Source organism: Streptomyces sp. NPDC002566, assembly GCF_042889585.1.
Lineage (GTDB): Bacteria > Actinomycetota > Actinomycetes > Streptomycetales > Streptomycetaceae > Streptomyces.
Map to the genome: position 1 here is coordinate 107,456 of NZ_JBIARD010000001.1, position 14,367 is coordinate 121,822.

At 73.3% G+C, this 14,367-nt stretch carries 12 protein-coding genes and 1 riboswitch; of the genes, 9 read left to right on the forward strand and 3 right to left on the reverse strand.

Translation table 11 applies throughout. From position 1 onward, the window contains the following. The first annotated feature begins 225 nt into the window (after positions 1-225). From ACFYXA_RS00430 to ACFYXA_RS00445, 4 genes are all read left to right on the forward strand, one after another. Positions 226-1,605, forward strand: coding sequence for a M16 family metallopeptidase (locus tag ACFYXA_RS00430; RefSeq protein ID WP_389028973.1), 1,380 nt, complete (start codon positions 226-228; stop codon positions 1,603-1,605). Next, positions 1,602-2,990, forward strand: coding sequence for a M16 family metallopeptidase (locus ACFYXA_RS00435; protein WP_389027035.1), 1,389 nt, complete (start codon positions 1,602-1,604; stop codon positions 2,988-2,990). Before ACFYXA_RS00430 ends, ACFYXA_RS00435 begins: the two co-directional genes overlap by 4 nt. Before the next feature lie 206 nt (positions 2,991-3,196). After that, positions 3,197-3,364, forward strand: a riboswitch (cyclic di-AMP (ydaO/yuaA leader). Between the two features lie 13 nt (positions 3,365-3,377). Then, positions 3,378-4,139, forward strand: a complete 762-nt coding sequence (locus ACFYXA_RS00440; protein WP_389027037.1) for a M23 family metallopeptidase — start codon at positions 3,378-3,380, stop codon at positions 4,137-4,139. Between the two features lie 222 nt (positions 4,140-4,361). Beyond that, positions 4,362-5,054, forward strand: coding sequence for a GntR family transcriptional regulator (locus ACFYXA_RS00445; RefSeq protein WP_352245874.1), 693 nt, complete (start codon positions 4,362-4,364; stop codon positions 5,052-5,054). A 272-nt stretch (positions 5,055-5,326) separates the two neighbouring features. On the opposite strand, the gene ACFYXA_RS00450 is transcribed toward ACFYXA_RS00445, so the two are convergent. Beyond that, positions 5,327-5,608: an HPr family phosphocarrier protein gene (locus tag ACFYXA_RS00450; protein ID WP_053637259.1), complete on the reverse strand. Its 282-nt coding sequence runs from the start codon at positions 5,606-5,608 to the stop codon at positions 5,327-5,329. A gap of 176 nt (positions 5,609-5,784) precedes the next feature. Here ACFYXA_RS00450 and ACFYXA_RS00455 point away from each other — a divergent pair, with 176 nt between their 5' ends. From ACFYXA_RS00455 to ACFYXA_RS00470, 4 genes are all read left to right on the forward strand, one after another. Further along, a complete protein-coding gene (locus ACFYXA_RS00455; protein ID WP_389027040.1) occupies positions 5,785-8,718 on the forward strand; it encodes a GNAT family N-acetyltransferase in 2,934 nt (977 codons plus the stop codon). Positions 8,719-8,756: 38 nt separating this feature from the next. Next, complete coding sequence (locus ACFYXA_RS00460) at positions 8,757-9,353, forward strand: DUF5998 family protein (RefSeq protein ID WP_130438193.1); 597 nt, start codon at positions 8,757-8,759, stop codon at positions 9,351-9,353. Next, on the forward strand, positions 9,353-10,543 hold the full coding sequence (locus tag ACFYXA_RS00465; protein ID WP_389027043.1) for an alkaline phosphatase family protein: 1,191 nt from the start codon (positions 9,353-9,355) through the stop codon (positions 10,541-10,543). The genes ACFYXA_RS00460 and ACFYXA_RS00465 overlap by 1 nt, the downstream gene beginning before the upstream one ends. A gap of 61 nt (positions 10,544-10,604) precedes the next feature. Continuing rightward, the gene (locus ACFYXA_RS00470) at positions 10,605-11,252 is read left to right on the forward strand and encodes a thymidine kinase (RefSeq protein WP_130438191.1); all 648 of its coding nucleotides are present in this window, start codon (positions 10,605-10,607) and stop codon (positions 11,250-11,252) included. A 21-nt stretch (positions 11,253-11,273) separates the two neighbouring features. On the opposite strand, the gene ACFYXA_RS00475 is transcribed toward ACFYXA_RS00470, so the two are convergent. Beyond that, on the reverse strand, positions 11,274-12,086 hold the full coding sequence (locus ACFYXA_RS00475; protein WP_389027046.1) for a VOC family protein: 813 nt from the start codon (positions 12,084-12,086) through the stop codon (positions 11,274-11,276). 155 nt (positions 12,087-12,241) lie between these two features. Between ACFYXA_RS00475 and ACFYXA_RS00480 the strand changes: the two genes are divergently transcribed. Further along, a complete protein-coding gene (locus tag ACFYXA_RS00480) occupies positions 12,242-13,093 on the forward strand; it encodes a sulfurtransferase (RefSeq protein WP_389027048.1) in 852 nt (283 codons plus the stop codon). Positions 13,094-13,255: 162 nt separating this feature from the next. On the opposite strand, the gene sepH is transcribed toward ACFYXA_RS00480, so the two are convergent. Then, positions 13,256-14,287 (reverse strand): septation protein SepH, encoded by a 1,032-nt coding sequence (sepH, locus tag ACFYXA_RS00485; RefSeq protein WP_130438188.1) that lies wholly within the window; start codon positions 14,285-14,287, stop codon positions 13,256-13,258. Positions 14,288-14,367 lie beyond the last annotated feature (80 nt).

A 14,367-nucleotide genomic window follows, 5' to 3' on the forward strand; every position in this document is an offset into this window, starting at 1 on the left:
GTGGACCGTGGCACTGACAGTGCGGGCCGGGACCCGGGCGTCGCCCGGTGCCCTGTGGGGGAGGCACCTTCTCCACGGCTGCCCGCAGGCTACGCGATCTCGCTCTCGGCGTACGTCCCCCGGGAACTTCGCCGACGCTCCGCGCGCTTGCATACAGTGGCAGGACCGGCAGGAAAACCGCGGTTTCGACGACCGCGTCCGCGATCGGAAGGGACGTACATGCCCATGGGTCACACGGCCACAGCCCAGGCAGGCTCCGGGGGCCTGACAGCGACCGAGCACCGCCTGGCCAACGGCCTGCGCGTGGTGCTCTCAGAGGACCACCTGACCCCCGTCGCGGCGGTGTGCCTCTGGTACGACGTCGGATCGCGCCATGAAGTCAAGGGGCGCACCGGACTCGCCCACCTCTTCGAGCACCTGATGTTCCAGGGCTCCGCCCAGGTCAAGGGCAACGGGCACTTCGAGCTGGTCCAGGGCGCGGGCGGCTCCCTCAACGGCACCACGAGCTTCGAGCGCACCAACTACTTCGAGACCATGCCCGCGCACCAGCTGGAGCTCGCCCTCTGGCTGGAGGCCGACCGCATGGGCTCCCTGCTGACCGCCCTGGACGACGAGTCGATGGAGAACCAGCGCGACGTCGTCAAGAACGAGCGCCGTCAGCGCTACGACAACGTGCCCTACGGCACCGCCTTCGAGAAGCTCACGGCCCTCGCCTACCCGGAGGGCCACCCCTACCACCACACGCCGATCGGCTCCATGGCCGACCTGGACGCGGCGACCCTGGAGGACGCGCGCGCGTTCTTCCGCACGTACTACGCGCCGAACAACGCCGTCCTGTCGGTCGTCGGCGACATCGACCCCGAGCAGACTCTCGCCTGGATCGAGAAGTACTTCGGGTCCATCCCCGGCCACGACGGCAAGCCCGCGCCCCGGGACGGCTCCCTGCCGGACGTCATCGGCGAGCAGCTGCGCGAGGTCGTCGAGGAGGAGGTCCCGGCGCGCGCCCTGATGGCCGCCTACCGTCTGCCGCAGGACGGCACGCGCGAGTGCGACGCCGTCGACCTGGCGCTCACCGTCCTCGGCGGCGGCGAGTCCTCCCGCCTCTACAACCGCCTGGTGCGCCGCGACCGCACCGCGGTGGCGGCCGGCTTCGGTCTGCTGCGGCTCGCGGGAGCGCCCTCGCTCGGCTGGCTGGACGTGAAGACCTCCGGCGACGTCGAGGTGCCCGTCATCGAGACCGCCATCGACGAGGAGCTCGCCCGGTTCGCCGAGGAGGGCCCCACGGACGAGGAGATGGAGCGCGCCCAGGCGCAGTTGGAGCGCGAGTGGCTGGACCGCCTGGGCACGGTCGCCGGCCGCGCCGACGAACTGTGCCGGTTCGCCGTGCTGTTCGGCGACCCGCAGCTCGCCCTGACCGCCGTCCAGCGCGTGCTGGACGTGACGGCGGAGGAGGTGCGCGAGGTCGCGAAGGCCCGGCTGCGCCCCGACAACCGCGCGGTGCTGGTGTACGAGCCCACCGAGCCCACTGAGGGCACGGAGAGCGCCGACGGCGCCGAAGCCGCCGCGACCACCGCCGACGACCACGACGAGGAGGCGGCCAAGTGACCGAGCTCGCCACGATGGACTTCCACCCCCAGCCGCAGGCGGGCGACGCCAAGCCGTGGGCGTTCCCGGCGCCCGAGCGCGGAACCCTCGACAACGGGCTGACCGTCCTGCACTGCCACCGCCCCGGCCAGCAGGTCGTCGCCGTCGAGGTCCTCCTCGACGCGCCCCTGGACGCCGAGCCGGCCGGCCTGGACGGCGTCGCCACGATCATGGCGCGCGCCTTCTCCGAGGGCACCGACAAGCACTCCGCCGAGGAGTTCGCCGCCGAGCTGGAGCGCTGCGGCGCCACCCTCGACGCCCACGCCGACCACCCCGGCGTCCGTGTGAGCCTGGAGGTGCCCGCCTCCCGGCTGGCCAAGGCCCTCGGTCTGGTCGCCGACGCCCTCAGGGCGCCCGCGTTCGCCGACAGCGAGGTCGAGCGCCTCGTCCGCAACCGCCTGGACGAGATCCCGCACGAGCTGGCCAACCCCTCCCGGCGTGCGGCCAAGGAGCTCTCCAGGGAGCTGTTCCCGGCCGACGCGCGCATGTCGCGCCCGCGTCAGGGCAGCGCGGAGACGGTCGAGAACATCGACTCCGCGGCCGTGCGCGCCTTCTACGAGAAGCACGTCCGCCCCGCCACGGCCACCGCCGTGATCGTCGGCGACCTCACCGACGTCGACCTGGCGGCGCTCCTCGGCGACACCCTGGGCGCGTGGACGGGCTCCGCCGCTCAGCCGCGCCCGGTGCCGCCGGTCACCGCCGACGACAACGGCCGGGTCGTCATCGTGGACCGCCCCGGCGCCGTCCAGACGCAGCTGCTGATCGGCCGTATCGGACCCGACCGGCACGCACGCGTGTGGCCCGCGCAGGTGCTCGGCACGTACTGCCTGGGCGGCACCCTCACCTCCCGTCTGGACCGCGTCCTCCGGGAGGAGAAGGGCTACACCTACGGCGTGCGCGCCTTCGGGCAGGTCCTGCGGTCCGCTCCGGACGGCTCGGGCGCCGCCATGCTCGCCATCAGCGGCTCGGTCGACACCCCCAACACCGGCCCCGCGCTGGACGACCTGTGGAAGGTGCTGCGCACGCTGGCCGAGGGCGGGCTGACCGACGCCGAGCGCGACGTCGCCGTGCAGAACCTCGTCGGCGTGGCGCCGCTGAAGTACGAGACCGCCGCGGCCGTCGCCGCCACGCTCGCCGACCAGGTCGAGCAGCACCTGCCGGACGACTTCCAGGCGACGCTCTATCAGCAGCTCGCCGCCACCGGCACCGTGGAGGCCACGGCGGCCGCCGTGAGCGCCTTCCCGGTGGACCGTCTGGTGACCGTGCTCGTCGGTGACGCGGCGCAGATCAAGGAGCCGGTCGAGGCTCTCGGCATCGGCGAGGTGAAGGTCGTCACGGCCGACTGAACCACCCGCACGCGCGCGTGGAGTCCCGGTGACGGATGTGTCACCGGGACTCCCTGTTGTCCGGATGATGTCCGAATTGAGGGAGTGACAGCCTGTCTGCCCTGTGGGATGCGCTACAAAAGGCGGCTTACGTTTGGGAATTGACAGCGGCCCCGTCTAGGTTCGTCCGGGCTGTCCGTCGGGCACTGCGCCGCACCCGCGGCACCGGACAGTCATCGCCGAGTCCCCGTACGGCGCGAGCCAGGGGAGCCGGGGACCCAACTGCGAAGTCCCTGGGGTGAATCGGACGCCCGCGCGAGTCGCGAGGGGGTCCGTAGGAGACCTTCCTGCTCCGAACCCGTCAGCTAACCCGGTAGGCGAGAGGGAAGGAAAGGACCGCTCAACTTCATGGCGTTCACCTGCGCCACCGGGAAGCACCGTCGTCCCGGTCGGATGCGGCGCACCTCTGCGCGCGCGGCGAGCATCGCCGCACTGACCACCACGGGCGTCATCGCCACCGTCGCCTCCGGCTCCGCCGTCGCCGCCGAGCCCACGCCCTCCGTCGAGCAGACCGGCCTCGTCCCGGTCGTCACCGTCGGCGACTCCGTCGCCCAGCGAGTCGACGACCAGGCCGCCGCCCAGCAGCAGGCGGCCGAGGAGGCCGCCGAGGTGAAGAAGGCCGCCGTGATGGCAGCCATGAAGGTCAGGGAGGAGCGCGCGGCCAGGGCGCGTGCCGCCCGCGCCGCCGAGCGCAAGCGCCTGAACACCTTCGTCCCGCCGATCAGCGGCTCGTACGTCTCCACGAGCTACAAGTCCGGCGGCTCCCTGTGGTCCTCCGGCAGCCACACCGGCATCGACTTCCACGCCTCCAGCGGCACCACCGTGCACGCCGTCGGGCTCGGCACCGTCGTCGAGGCCGGCTGGGGCGGCGCCTACGGCAACCAGGTCGTGATCCGGATGAGCGACGGCACGTACACCCAGTACGGCCACCTGTCGTCCATCAGCGTCTCGGTGGGCGAGCAGGTCACCCCGGGCCGGCAGATCGGCCTGTCGGGAGCCACCGGCAACGTCACCGGCCCGCACCTGCACTTCGAGGCCCGCACCAGCCCGGAGTACGGCTCGGACATCGACCCCGTCGCCTACCTCCGCAAGCACGGCTTGAACGTCTGACGCCGCACGGCGCACCGAACCAAAAGCCCGGCCCCCGGGGGACGCACCGACAGCGTCCCCCGGGGGCCGGGCTTTTGCCGTTTTCCCCGCTTCACCGCCTCCGCTGTCCAAAAAATATCCATGGATTCCGGCCCGCCGTCGGAAATTCCCGCACATTGCAATAGAGTCACGGAACGGACGTCACTCGTCGACGTTTCGCGGGGACAAAGGCGGAGGTCGGTCATGCGTATTCCGGCGCACTCGGTGTGCACGGCCATCCGGGACGACATCGTCGCGGGTGTCTACGAGCGCGGCAGCCGCCTCACCGAGGAACTGCTCGCCCGCCGCTACGGAGTCTCACGGGTCCCCGTCCGCGAGGCGCTGCGCACGCTGGAGGCGGAGGGTTTCGTCGTCACGCGACGGCACGCGGGCGCGTGCGTGGCGGAACCGACCGAGCAGGAGGCCGCCGACCTGCTGGAGATGCGCCTGCTGCTGGAGCCGCTCGGCGCGTCCAGGGCCGCCCAGCGGCGCACCGAGGCGCATCTGAAGGTGCTGCGCGGCCTGGTCCGGCTGGGCCAGGAGCGCGCCAGGCGGGGAGGCAGCGAGGACCTGCGCTCCCTGGGCGGCTGGTTCCACGAGACGCTCGCCCAGGCCTGCGGCAGCCACGCCCTGTCCTCCACGCTGACCGGGCTGCGTCACAAGATCGTCTGGATGTACGCGGTGGAGGCGCCGGCCGACCCGGTGGAGTCCTGGGCGGAGCACGGCGCGATCGTGGACGCGGTGGCGCGCGGCGACGGGGAGCGCGCGCGGGCGATCACGGCGCTGCACACCGAGCGCGCCGCCGCCGCGCACCGGCTGCGCTTCACCGGCGGGGACGGGGCGGAGCGTGTGAGGACTTCGCAACACGCCGTCAACACGTCAGGCCGCCGGCATTAACACGGGAGCCGTATACAAAGAGGGGATATTCGGCGGAGACGTATTTCCGCTGCCTTTTCATGTTGCGCGCCCGGAATTGACCGGTCGTGCTTTCCGCGCGTCCGCGAACCCGTACGCCGGCCTTTTTCGCACCTCTCGGAGGAACGGGATTTCCCCCGCCGAAAATTGCCGAAATTGCGGCTGGCCGGCGAGTGGCCGGTGCGGGGCGAAAACGGCGGAGCCGCGCCGCCCGGGTGGGGCGACGCGGCTCCAAGGGTGCCGCGAGCGTGGGCTCAGACGGTCTCGGGAAGCTCCTCGAGACCTTCGGAGACCAGCTTGGCCAGCCGGTCCAGGGCGGCGTCCGCGCCCTCGGCGTCGGAGGCGAGGACGATCTCCTCGCCGCCCTGGGCGCCCAGACCGAGGACGGCCAGCATGGACGCCGCGTTGACGGGGTCGCCGCCCGCCTTGGCGATCGTCACCGGGACGCCTGCGGCCGTGGCGGCTCGGACGAAGATGGAGGCGGGGCGGGCGTGGAGGCCCTCGGCCCAGCCGACGTTGACGCGGCGCTCAGCCATGTGATGCTGCCCTTCGCTGTTCAGGGTTGTCTAGACCAGTGTTCCACACGTGAAGCACCTTGGAACGGGGTCGCCCCGTTCTGCCGGTGGACGTGGGATCGCGGCCTCGACCCCACGGTTTCGTCCTCACAGACTGCCTCGCGCCGTTGTCGTACGCGAGCCGTACTCTGGGCCCCATGCAGAGCGCGCCGGACCGGCACGAGTACCCCGCCCACTGGGAAGCCGACGTGGTGCTGCGCGACGGCGGCACCGCGCGCATCCGCCCCATCACCGTCGATGACGCCGAGCGCCTGGTCAGCTTCTACGAGCAGGTCTCGGACGAGTCGAAGTACTACCGCTTCTTCGCGCCCTACCCGCGTCTGTCCGCCAAGGACGTCCACCGCTTCACGCACCACGACTTTGTGGACCGGGTGGGACTCGCGGCCACGGTCGGCGGCGAGTTCATCGCCACCGTACGCTATGACCGCATCGGCGCCGACGGCATGCCCGCCTCCGCACCCGCCGACGAGGCCGAGGTCGCCTTCCTCGTGCAGGACGCCCACCAGGGCAGGGGCGTCGCCTCGGCGCTGCTGGAACACATCGGGGCCGTCGCCCGCGAGCGCGGGATCCGCCGGTTCGCCGCCGAGGTGCTCCCCGCCAACAGCAAGATGATCAAGGTGTTCACGGACGCCGGGTACACCCAGAAGCGCAGCTTCGAGGACGGCGTCGTCCGTCTGGAGTTCGACCTCGAACCCACCGAGCGCTCCCTGGCGGTGCAGCGCGCGCGTGAGCAGCGCGCCGAGGCCCGTTCCGTGCGACGGCTCCTGGCCCCCGGTTCGGTCGCCGTCGTCGGCGTCGGACGCGCGCCCGGCGGCGTCGGCCGCGGCGTCCTCGGCAACCTGCGGGACGCGGGCTTCACCGGGCCCCTCTACGCGGTGAACAAGGCGTTCCCCGAAGACCTCAAGGAGATCGACGGGGTACCCGCCCACCGCTCCGTGGGGGAGATCGACGGACACGTCGACCTGGCGGTCGTCGCCGTCCCCGCCGAACACGTGCCCGAGGTCGTCGCCGAGTGCGGTGAGCACGGGGTGCAGGGACTCGTCGTGCTCGCCGCAGGCTACGCCGAGAGCGGCCCCGAAGGGCGCGAGCGCCAGCGCGCACTCGTCCGCCACGCGCGCGCGTACGGCATGCGGATCATCGGCCCCAACGCCTTCGGGATCGTCAACACCGCACCGACGGTGCGGCTCAACGCCTCACTGGCGCCGGAGATGCCGCGGCCCGGCCGCATCGGCCTGTTCGCCCAGTCCGGCGCCATCGGCGTCGCCCTCCTGTCCCGTCTGCACCGGCGCGGCGGAGGCGTCACCGGCGTCACCGGCGTGTCCACGTTCGTCTCCTCCGGCAACCGCGCCGACGTCTCCGGCAACGACGTCCTCCAGTACTGGTACGACGACCCCGACACCGATGTGGCCCTGATGTACCTGGAGTCCATCGGCAACCCCCGCAAGTTCACCCGCCTCGCACGCCGTACGGCGGCGGCGAAGCCCCTGGTGGTCGTGCAGGGCGCCGGATCCGCGCCGCAGGGCCACGCGGTACGGGCCACCCGGCTGCCGCACGCGACCGTGTCCGCGCTGCTGCGGCAGGCCGGGGTGATCCGGGTGGAGACCATCACCGAACTCGTCGACACCGGCCTGCTGCTCGCCCGCCAGCCGCTGCCGAACGGCCCCCGGGTGGCCATCCTCGGCAACTCCGAGTCGCTCGGCCTGCTGACGTACGACGCGTGCCTCTCCCAGGGCCTGCGCCCGCTGCGGCCGCGGGACCTGACCACCCAGGCCACGGCGGAGGACTTCCACGCGGCACTGGCCCGCGCCCTGGCCGACGACGCCTGCGACGCGGTGGTGGTCACGGCGATCCCCGCGATCGGCGAGGCGTCGCCCGGTGACGCGGAACTGGCCGAGGCGCTGCGCACCGCCGCGGCCGCCGGCCCCGCCAAGCCGGTGCTCGTCGTGCACGTGGAACTCGGCGGCCTCGCGGAGGCCCTTTCGGCGGCCTCCAGCACGGCCCCCCGCGCGCGTGCCGCCGCGACCACGGACCCACAGGCCCACTCCGCCCCGCCCCGCGCAGCCGAAAGTCACACAGCCGACGCGCACACAGCCGGCGCGCACACAGTCGACGCGCCCGTGCCCGACGTGCCCACTCCTGACACGCCCGTGCCCCCCGCGCCCCAGCCGCCGGGCTCCGCGACCTCCCCGGCCGGCGCCCCCGAGGACGCTCACCTCATCCCCGCCTATCCCGCCGCCGAACGCGCGGTCCGCGCTCTCTCCGAAGCCGTGAAGTACGCGCACTGGCGCCGCGAGGCCGCCGACCCCGGCAAGGTGCCCGAGTACGACGACATCGACGAGAGGGGAGCCGCCGAGCTGATCGACGGGCTCCTCGCGCGCGGGCAGGGCCTCACCCTCGGCGCCGACGAGACCCGTGAGCTCCTCGGCCGCTACGGGGTCCACCTGCGCCCGGCCGTCCCCGCGCCGACCCCCGACGAGGCCGCGCGAGCCGCCGGCGCCCTCGGCTACCCCGTCGCCCTCAAGGCCACCGTCCCCCACCTCCGTCACCGCGCCGACCTGGGCGGCGTCCGCCTCGACCTCGCCGACGAGGAGCAACTGCGGCGCGCCTACGCCGAGTTGACGGAGCTGTTCGGCAGCGCCGAGGAACTGCGCCCGGTCGTCCAGGCGATGGCGCCGCGCGGAGTCGACACGGTCGTCCGCGCGGTGATCGACCCGGCGGCCGGCGCGGTGCTCTCCTTCGGTCTCGCCGGAGCCGCATCCCAACTGCTCGGGGACATGGCCCACCGCCTGGTCCCCGTCACCGACCGCGACGCAGCCTCCCTGGTCCGCTCCATCAGGACCGCTCCGCTCCTGTTCGGCTGGCGCGGATCCGCCGCCGTCGACACCCCCGCCCTGGAGGAACTCCTGCTGCGGGTCTCCCGGCTGGTCGACGACCATCCCGAGGTCGTCGCGGTGACCCTGGAACCGGTCGTCGTCGCCCCGCACGGCCTGAGCGTCCTCGGCGCCTCCGTCCGCCTCGCGCCCCCGCCCGCCCGCGACGACCTCGGCCCGCGCACCCTCCCGGTCTACTGAACGCGAGCGTTCCCGTGCAGTCAGCGGGTCCCCGTAGGATGGACCGCATGGCCAAGACCAGTACGACGACCCAGGGGCTGCGTGCGGCGATCGAGCGCAGCGGCTACTACCCGGCCCTCGTGGCCGAGGCGGTGGAGGCCGCCGTGGGCGGCGAGCCCATCCGGTCGTACCTGGTCCACCAGGAGACCACCTTCGACCAGAACGAGGTCCGCCGGCATGTGACCGTGCTGGTCCTCACCGGCAACCGCTTCATCGTCAGCCACACCGACGAGCAGGCCGCCGACAGCACCTCCCCGACGCCCTACGCCACGACGTCCACGGAGTCCGTGAAGATCGGCCGGATCTCGTCGGTCGTCGTCAGCCGTGTGGTCGCCAACCCGGAGTCGTACACCGCGGGCAGCGTCCCGCGCGAGGTCGTCCTGACCATCGGCTGGGGCGCCGTCTCCCGCATCGACCTGGAACCCGCCGCCTGCGGCGACCCCAACTGCGACGCCGACCACGGCTACACCGGCAACTCCACGGCGGACGACCTCAGCCTGCGTGTCAGCGAGGCCGGCGACGGCCCGGAGACGGTGCGCCAGGCGCTCGCCTTCGCGCAGTCCCTCTCCGAGGCGACCGCGGACGTCACCCGCTGATGGCCGCGCCCGCCGCCTGGGACGACCCGGAGCCCCTCGCCGTCTCCTCCGCGCCCGTCCCCGAGTACGGCTCCGGCTCCCTCGCCGACCTGCTGCCCACCCTGGCCGCCGGCATGGGCGTCCCCGGCATGACCGCGTCGATCACGGAACTCACCCCGGCCGACCGCAACTGCGTCTTCCTGATCGACGGCCTCGGCTGGGAGCAGATCCGGTCCCACCCGGACGAGGCCCCCTACCTGCACGCCCTCCTCGGCACCTCCCGCGGCGGCACCGGACGCCCGATCACCGCCGGCTTCCCCGCGACCACCGCGACCTCCCTCGCCTCCGTCGGCACCGGCCTCCCGCCCGGAGCGCACGGCCTGCCCGGCTACACCGTGCGCAATCCTGGCAGCGGCGAGCTGATGAACCAGCTCCGCTGGCAGCCGTGGACGCCGCCGCACACCTGGCAGCCGTACCCCACGGTCTTCCAGCTCGCCGACGCCGCCGGGGTGCACGCCGCGCAGGTGTCCTCCCCCCATTTCGAGACCACCCCCCTGACCAAGGTGGCGCTCAGCGGCGGCAGGTTCCACGGCCGCCTCACCGGCGAGGAGCGCGTGGACTTCGCGGCGGAGCAACTCGCCGCCGGCGACCGCTCCCTGGTGTACACGTACTACGCCGAACTCGACGGCGCGGGGCACCGCTACGGCGTCGCCTCCGACACCTGGCGCGGCCAGCTGATGTACGTCGACCGGCTCGTCCAGCGCCTGGCCGAGCAACTCCCGCCGCGCAGCGCGCTCTACGTCACCGCCGACCACGGGATGCTCGACGTGCCCTTCGACGAGCAGCACCGCATCGACTTCGACGAGGACTGGGAGCTGAGCGCCGGAGTCGCCCTGCTGGGCGGCGAGGGCCGCGCCCGTCACGTCTACGCCGTACCGGGCGCCGAGGGCGACGTCCTGACCTGCTGGCGCGAGGTCCTGGGCGAGCAGTTCTGGGTGGCCTCGCGCGAAGAGGCCGTCGCGGCGGGCTGGTTCGGCCCGCACATCGACGAACGCGTCCACGCCCGCCTCGGCGACGTGATCGCGGCCGCCCGGGACGACGTCCTGGTCATCGCCTCCGAGCGGGAGCCGAAGGAGTCGGCGATGGTCGGCAACCACGGCTCCATGACCCCCGCCGAACAACTCGTCCCGCTCCTCGAAGTACGCTCCTGACGGCCCCGGCCCTCCCGTCATCGACACGCCATCGACCCCGCCGAAAGGTGCGCAACCCCCCATGCCCGAGCTGGTGTTCTTCTCCGGAACCATGGACTGCGGGAAGTCGACGCTGGCTCTCCAGATCGAGCACAACCGCTCCGCGCGCGGACTCCAGGGCATGATCTTCACCCGCGACGACCGCGCGGGCGAGGGCAAGCTGTCCTCCCGTCTCGGCCTGGTCACCGACGCGGTCGAGGTCGAGGACGGCCGCGACCTGTACGCCTACCTGGTCGACCACCTCTCGCAGGGCGGCCGCGCCGACTACGTGATCGCGGACGAGGCGCAGTTCCTCGCCGAGGAGCAGATCGACCAGCTCGCGCGGGTGGTCGACGACCTCGGCATCGACGTCTACGCCTTCGGTATCACCACCGACTTCCGCTCCAAGCTGTTCCCCGGTTCCCAGCGGCTCGTCGAACTCGCCGACCGCGTCGAGGTGCTCCAGGTCGAGGCCCTGTGCTGGTGCGGCGCCCGTGCCACGCACAACGCCCGCACCGTCGGCGGCGTGATGGTCGTCGAGGGCGCCCAGGTCGTCATCGGCGACGTCAACCAGGCGAACACCATCGGCTACGAGGTCCTGTGCCGCCGGCACCACCGGCGCCGTATGACGGCGGCCACGGCCCGGGCGGCGGCGCTGTCGCCGGACGTGCTGCCGGTGCAGCAGGTCTGACGGACCGGCCGGGGCACCGTCTCAGCGAGAGCGCTCGATCAGCGCGAAGCGGGCTCCCTCCGGGTCGGCCACGTCCGCCACGTGCCCGTGCGCACCGTCGCGCACCGGACGCAGTACACGCCCGCCCAGTCCGACAACCCGTGCGAGCGCTTCGTCCGCGTCGTCCACCTCGAAGTACGTCACCCAGTGGGGCCCCCGGTCCCGGGGCAATGCGCCGCCCACGCCCCGCACGCCCGCCACCGGCCGGCCGTCGATGAGCAAGGTGACGTGATCCGTGTCGGCCGACTCCGCCGCCTGCCGCCCGTAGCCGAACACCGTCTCGTAGAACGCGGCGACGCCGGCGGCCTCGTAAGTCACCAGTTCATGCCACGCGGGCGTGCCGTGCACGCCGGCGACGGCGGTGCCGAGGTGGGCCGCCGACTGCCAGACGCCGAAGACCGCGCCGGAGGGGTCTGAGCCGATGGCCAGGCGCCCGGCGTCACCGGCGTCGAGCGGGCCGACCCCCACAGTGCCGCCGCACTGGCGCACCGCGTCGGCCGTGGCGTCCACACGGTCGGAGGCGAGGTAGGGCGTCCAGGCGACGGTGAGGTGCCAGTCCGCAGGGAGCCGTCCGATGCCGGCCACCTCTCGGCCGTCCAGCAGCGCCCGCACATAAGGGCCGAGTTGCCGCGGACCGGCCCGGAACTCCCAGCCGAACAGCTCGCCGTAGAACTCCTGGGCGGCGGTCGGTCCGTGCGCCATCAGACTCACCCAGCAGGGGGTGCCGAGAGCCGGCCGGGCGGACGCCCCGTCCCTCGGACCGGCAGCTCTTCCGGGTGCACGCCCTTCGGTCATCGTCACCCCTTTCCGGCCGCGCGCGACGGCCGCCGGACGACGGCCTGTCCTACGCCGTGTGCCCGGTGCCGTACGCCTCGTGACCGGGGCCGACCGGCCGAGCACAGTAGCCGGACGGGGACGAAGGGACCACCCTGTGCGCAAGGATGGTGGCCATGAACGCCATCATCTCCGCATCCGAACTCGCCGACGGCCTGGCAGGCGACGCCCCTCCGGTCGTTCTCGACGTCCGCTGGCAGCTCACCCTGGCGAAGGCGGCGGGCGAGCCGGCCTTCGACGGCCGGGCCGCGTACGCCTCGGGACATGTGCCCGGCGCCGTCTACGTCGACCTGGACCGCGAGCTGGCCGGAACACCCGGCACGCGCGGGCGGCATCCCCTGCCGGACCTGGCGGAGTTCGGCGCCGCCATGCGCCGGGCGGGCGTGTCGGCGGCCCGCCCGGTCGTCGTGTACGACGGCGGGCAGGGCTGGGCGGCGGCACGCGCGTGGTGGCTGCTGCGCTGGACGGGCCATCCGGACGTGAGGGTCCTCGACGGCGGTCTGCCGTCCTGGCAGGGCGAGTTGCAGACCGACGTGCCCGTGCCCGCCGAGGGCGACTTCGAGCCGGCGCCGGTCGCCGCGGAGCTCCTCGACGCGGACGGGGCCGCCGCGCTGGCCCGCTCCGGTGTGCTGCTCGACGCGCGCGCGGGGGAGCGGTACCGGGGTGAGGTGGAGCCGATCGACAGGGTGGGCGGGCACATCCCGGGCGCGCTCTCCGCGCCCACCACCGACAACGTCGGGCCGGACGGCCGCTTCCTGCCCGCCGGGGACCTGAGGGACCGTTTCAAGGCGCTGGGAGCCACCGAGGGCGCGCGGGTGGGCGTGTACTGCGGCTCGGGCGTCTCCGGCGCGCACGAGGTGCTGGCACTGGCCGTGGCGGGCGTTCCGGCGGCCCTGTACGTCGGCTCCTGGTCGGAGTGGTCCTCGGACCCGTCCCGCCCGGTCGCGGTGGGCCCCGACCCTCAGTGAGCCCTGCCCCGCGGGCACAGGGGTGAGGGCCGCACCGAACAGGCGCGGCCCTCCCGAAGGCATGACCGGTGCGACCCGAAGCCGGCCGACGGCGCGTCAAACCGCCGAACAGGCGGCCCCCCCCCCGGGCGGGTCGCCGCCCGGGGCCGGTGAGAGGACGCTCTACTCCTGCTTCTTGCGCCGGGTGCCGAACACGATCTCGTCCCAGCTCGGCACCGCCGCGCGGCGGCCCGGGCGGACGCCGTCCGCCTCGGCCTGGCGGTCGGTGGCGCCGACGAGCCGGTCCCGGTGACTGCTGACCGAACGCGGCATCAGGACGTCCGCGTAGGCGGAGCCGGCGGACGCGGCGGTCGCCGGTGGCTCCTCGACGTCCTCTTCCTCGACCGGTTCGTCCGGCTCCTCCGACGGGAGGTCGGGGACGATCAGGTCGCCACGGAAGCTCGGCACCGCCTCCAGCAGGCTGGTCAGCGAGTCGCGCTCCCGTTCGGCGCTGCTCTCCTCGGGGGGCTCGGGGGCCGGCGCGGGCAGGCTCGGCCGCTCCAGGGCGCGGTCCATCGTCCGCTCGCGCGGCAGCCGCGCGATACGCGGGACGAACGGAAAGCTGGGCTCCGGCGCGGCGAGGTCGTCGGACTCGCCGATCAGCGAGCGCGCCTCGTCGTCGACGGCCTGCACGAGCCGCCGCGGCGGGTCGTAGGTCCAGCTCGCCGAGTGCGGTTCGCCCGCGACCCGGTAGACCAGCATGACCTCCCAGGTGCCGTCGTCGCGGCGCCAGGAGTCCCACTGGACGGTGTCCTTGTCGGCGCCGCGCAGCAGCAGCCGTTCCTGCACGGCCTCGCCGAGCTGGGGGCCGGCGTTCTCGCCGGGCCGGCGCACGGGCGTCTTGCGGGCCCGCTCGGCCATGAAGGCGCGCTCGGCCAGCACGGGCCCCTCGAAGCGGCGCACGCGGTCGACGGGGATGCCCGCCATCTGGGCGACCTCTTCCGCGGTCGCACCGGCTCGTATACGCGCCTGGATGTCACGGGGGCGGAGATGGCTCTCCACCTCGATCTCGATCTGGCCGAGGCGGGGACGGTCGCCGCGGACCGCGGCGCGCAGACGCTCGTCGATGGGAAGCGTGTACTCCGTGCTGTCCGCAGCCTTCAGCACCAGCCGTGTGCCGTCATTCGAGACGGCCACGACACGCAGTTCGGGCATGGGGACCTCCCGGGTGGTGCCTGCCGACGTCACGTGCGTCGCTGCTTCCGCTAGTCGAGTGTGGCCTGCCCGGGTGCAGC

Coding starts and splice junctions, on each gene's coding strand:
- ACFYXA_RS00480 (WP_389027048.1), top strand. CDS start 12,242: ATGAACGCCATCATCTCCGCATCCGAACTCGCCGACGGCCTGGCAGGC.
- ACFYXA_RS00475 (WP_389027046.1), bottom strand. CDS start 12,086: ATGACCGAAGGGCGTGCACCCGGAAGAGCTGCCGGTCCGAGGGACGGG.
- ACFYXA_RS00465 (WP_389027043.1), top strand. CDS start 9,353: ATGGCCGCGCCCGCCGCCTGGGACGACCCGGAGCCCCTCGCCGTCTCC.
- ACFYXA_RS00445 (WP_352245874.1), top strand. CDS start 4,362: ATGCGTATTCCGGCGCACTCGGTGTGCACGGCCATCCGGGACGACATC.
- ACFYXA_RS00450 (WP_053637259.1), bottom strand. CDS start 5,608: ATGGCTGAGCGCCGCGTCAACGTCGGCTGGGCCGAGGGCCTCCACGCC.
- ACFYXA_RS00470 (WP_130438191.1), top strand. CDS start 10,605: ATGCCCGAGCTGGTGTTCTTCTCCGGAACCATGGACTGCGGGAAGTCG.
- ACFYXA_RS00430 (WP_389028973.1), top strand. CDS start 226: ATGGGTCACACGGCCACAGCCCAGGCAGGCTCCGGGGGCCTGACAGCG.
- sepH (WP_130438188.1), bottom strand. CDS start 14,287: ATGCCCGAACTGCGTGTCGTGGCCGTCTCGAATGACGGCACACGGCTG.
- ACFYXA_RS00440 (WP_389027037.1), top strand. CDS start 3,378: ATGGCGTTCACCTGCGCCACCGGGAAGCACCGTCGTCCCGGTCGGATG.
- ACFYXA_RS00455 (WP_389027040.1), top strand. CDS start 5,785: ATGCAGAGCGCGCCGGACCGGCACGAGTACCCCGCCCACTGGGAAGCC.
- ACFYXA_RS00460 (WP_130438193.1), top strand. CDS start 8,757: ATGGACCGCATGGCCAAGACCAGTACGACGACCCAGGGGCTGCGTGCG.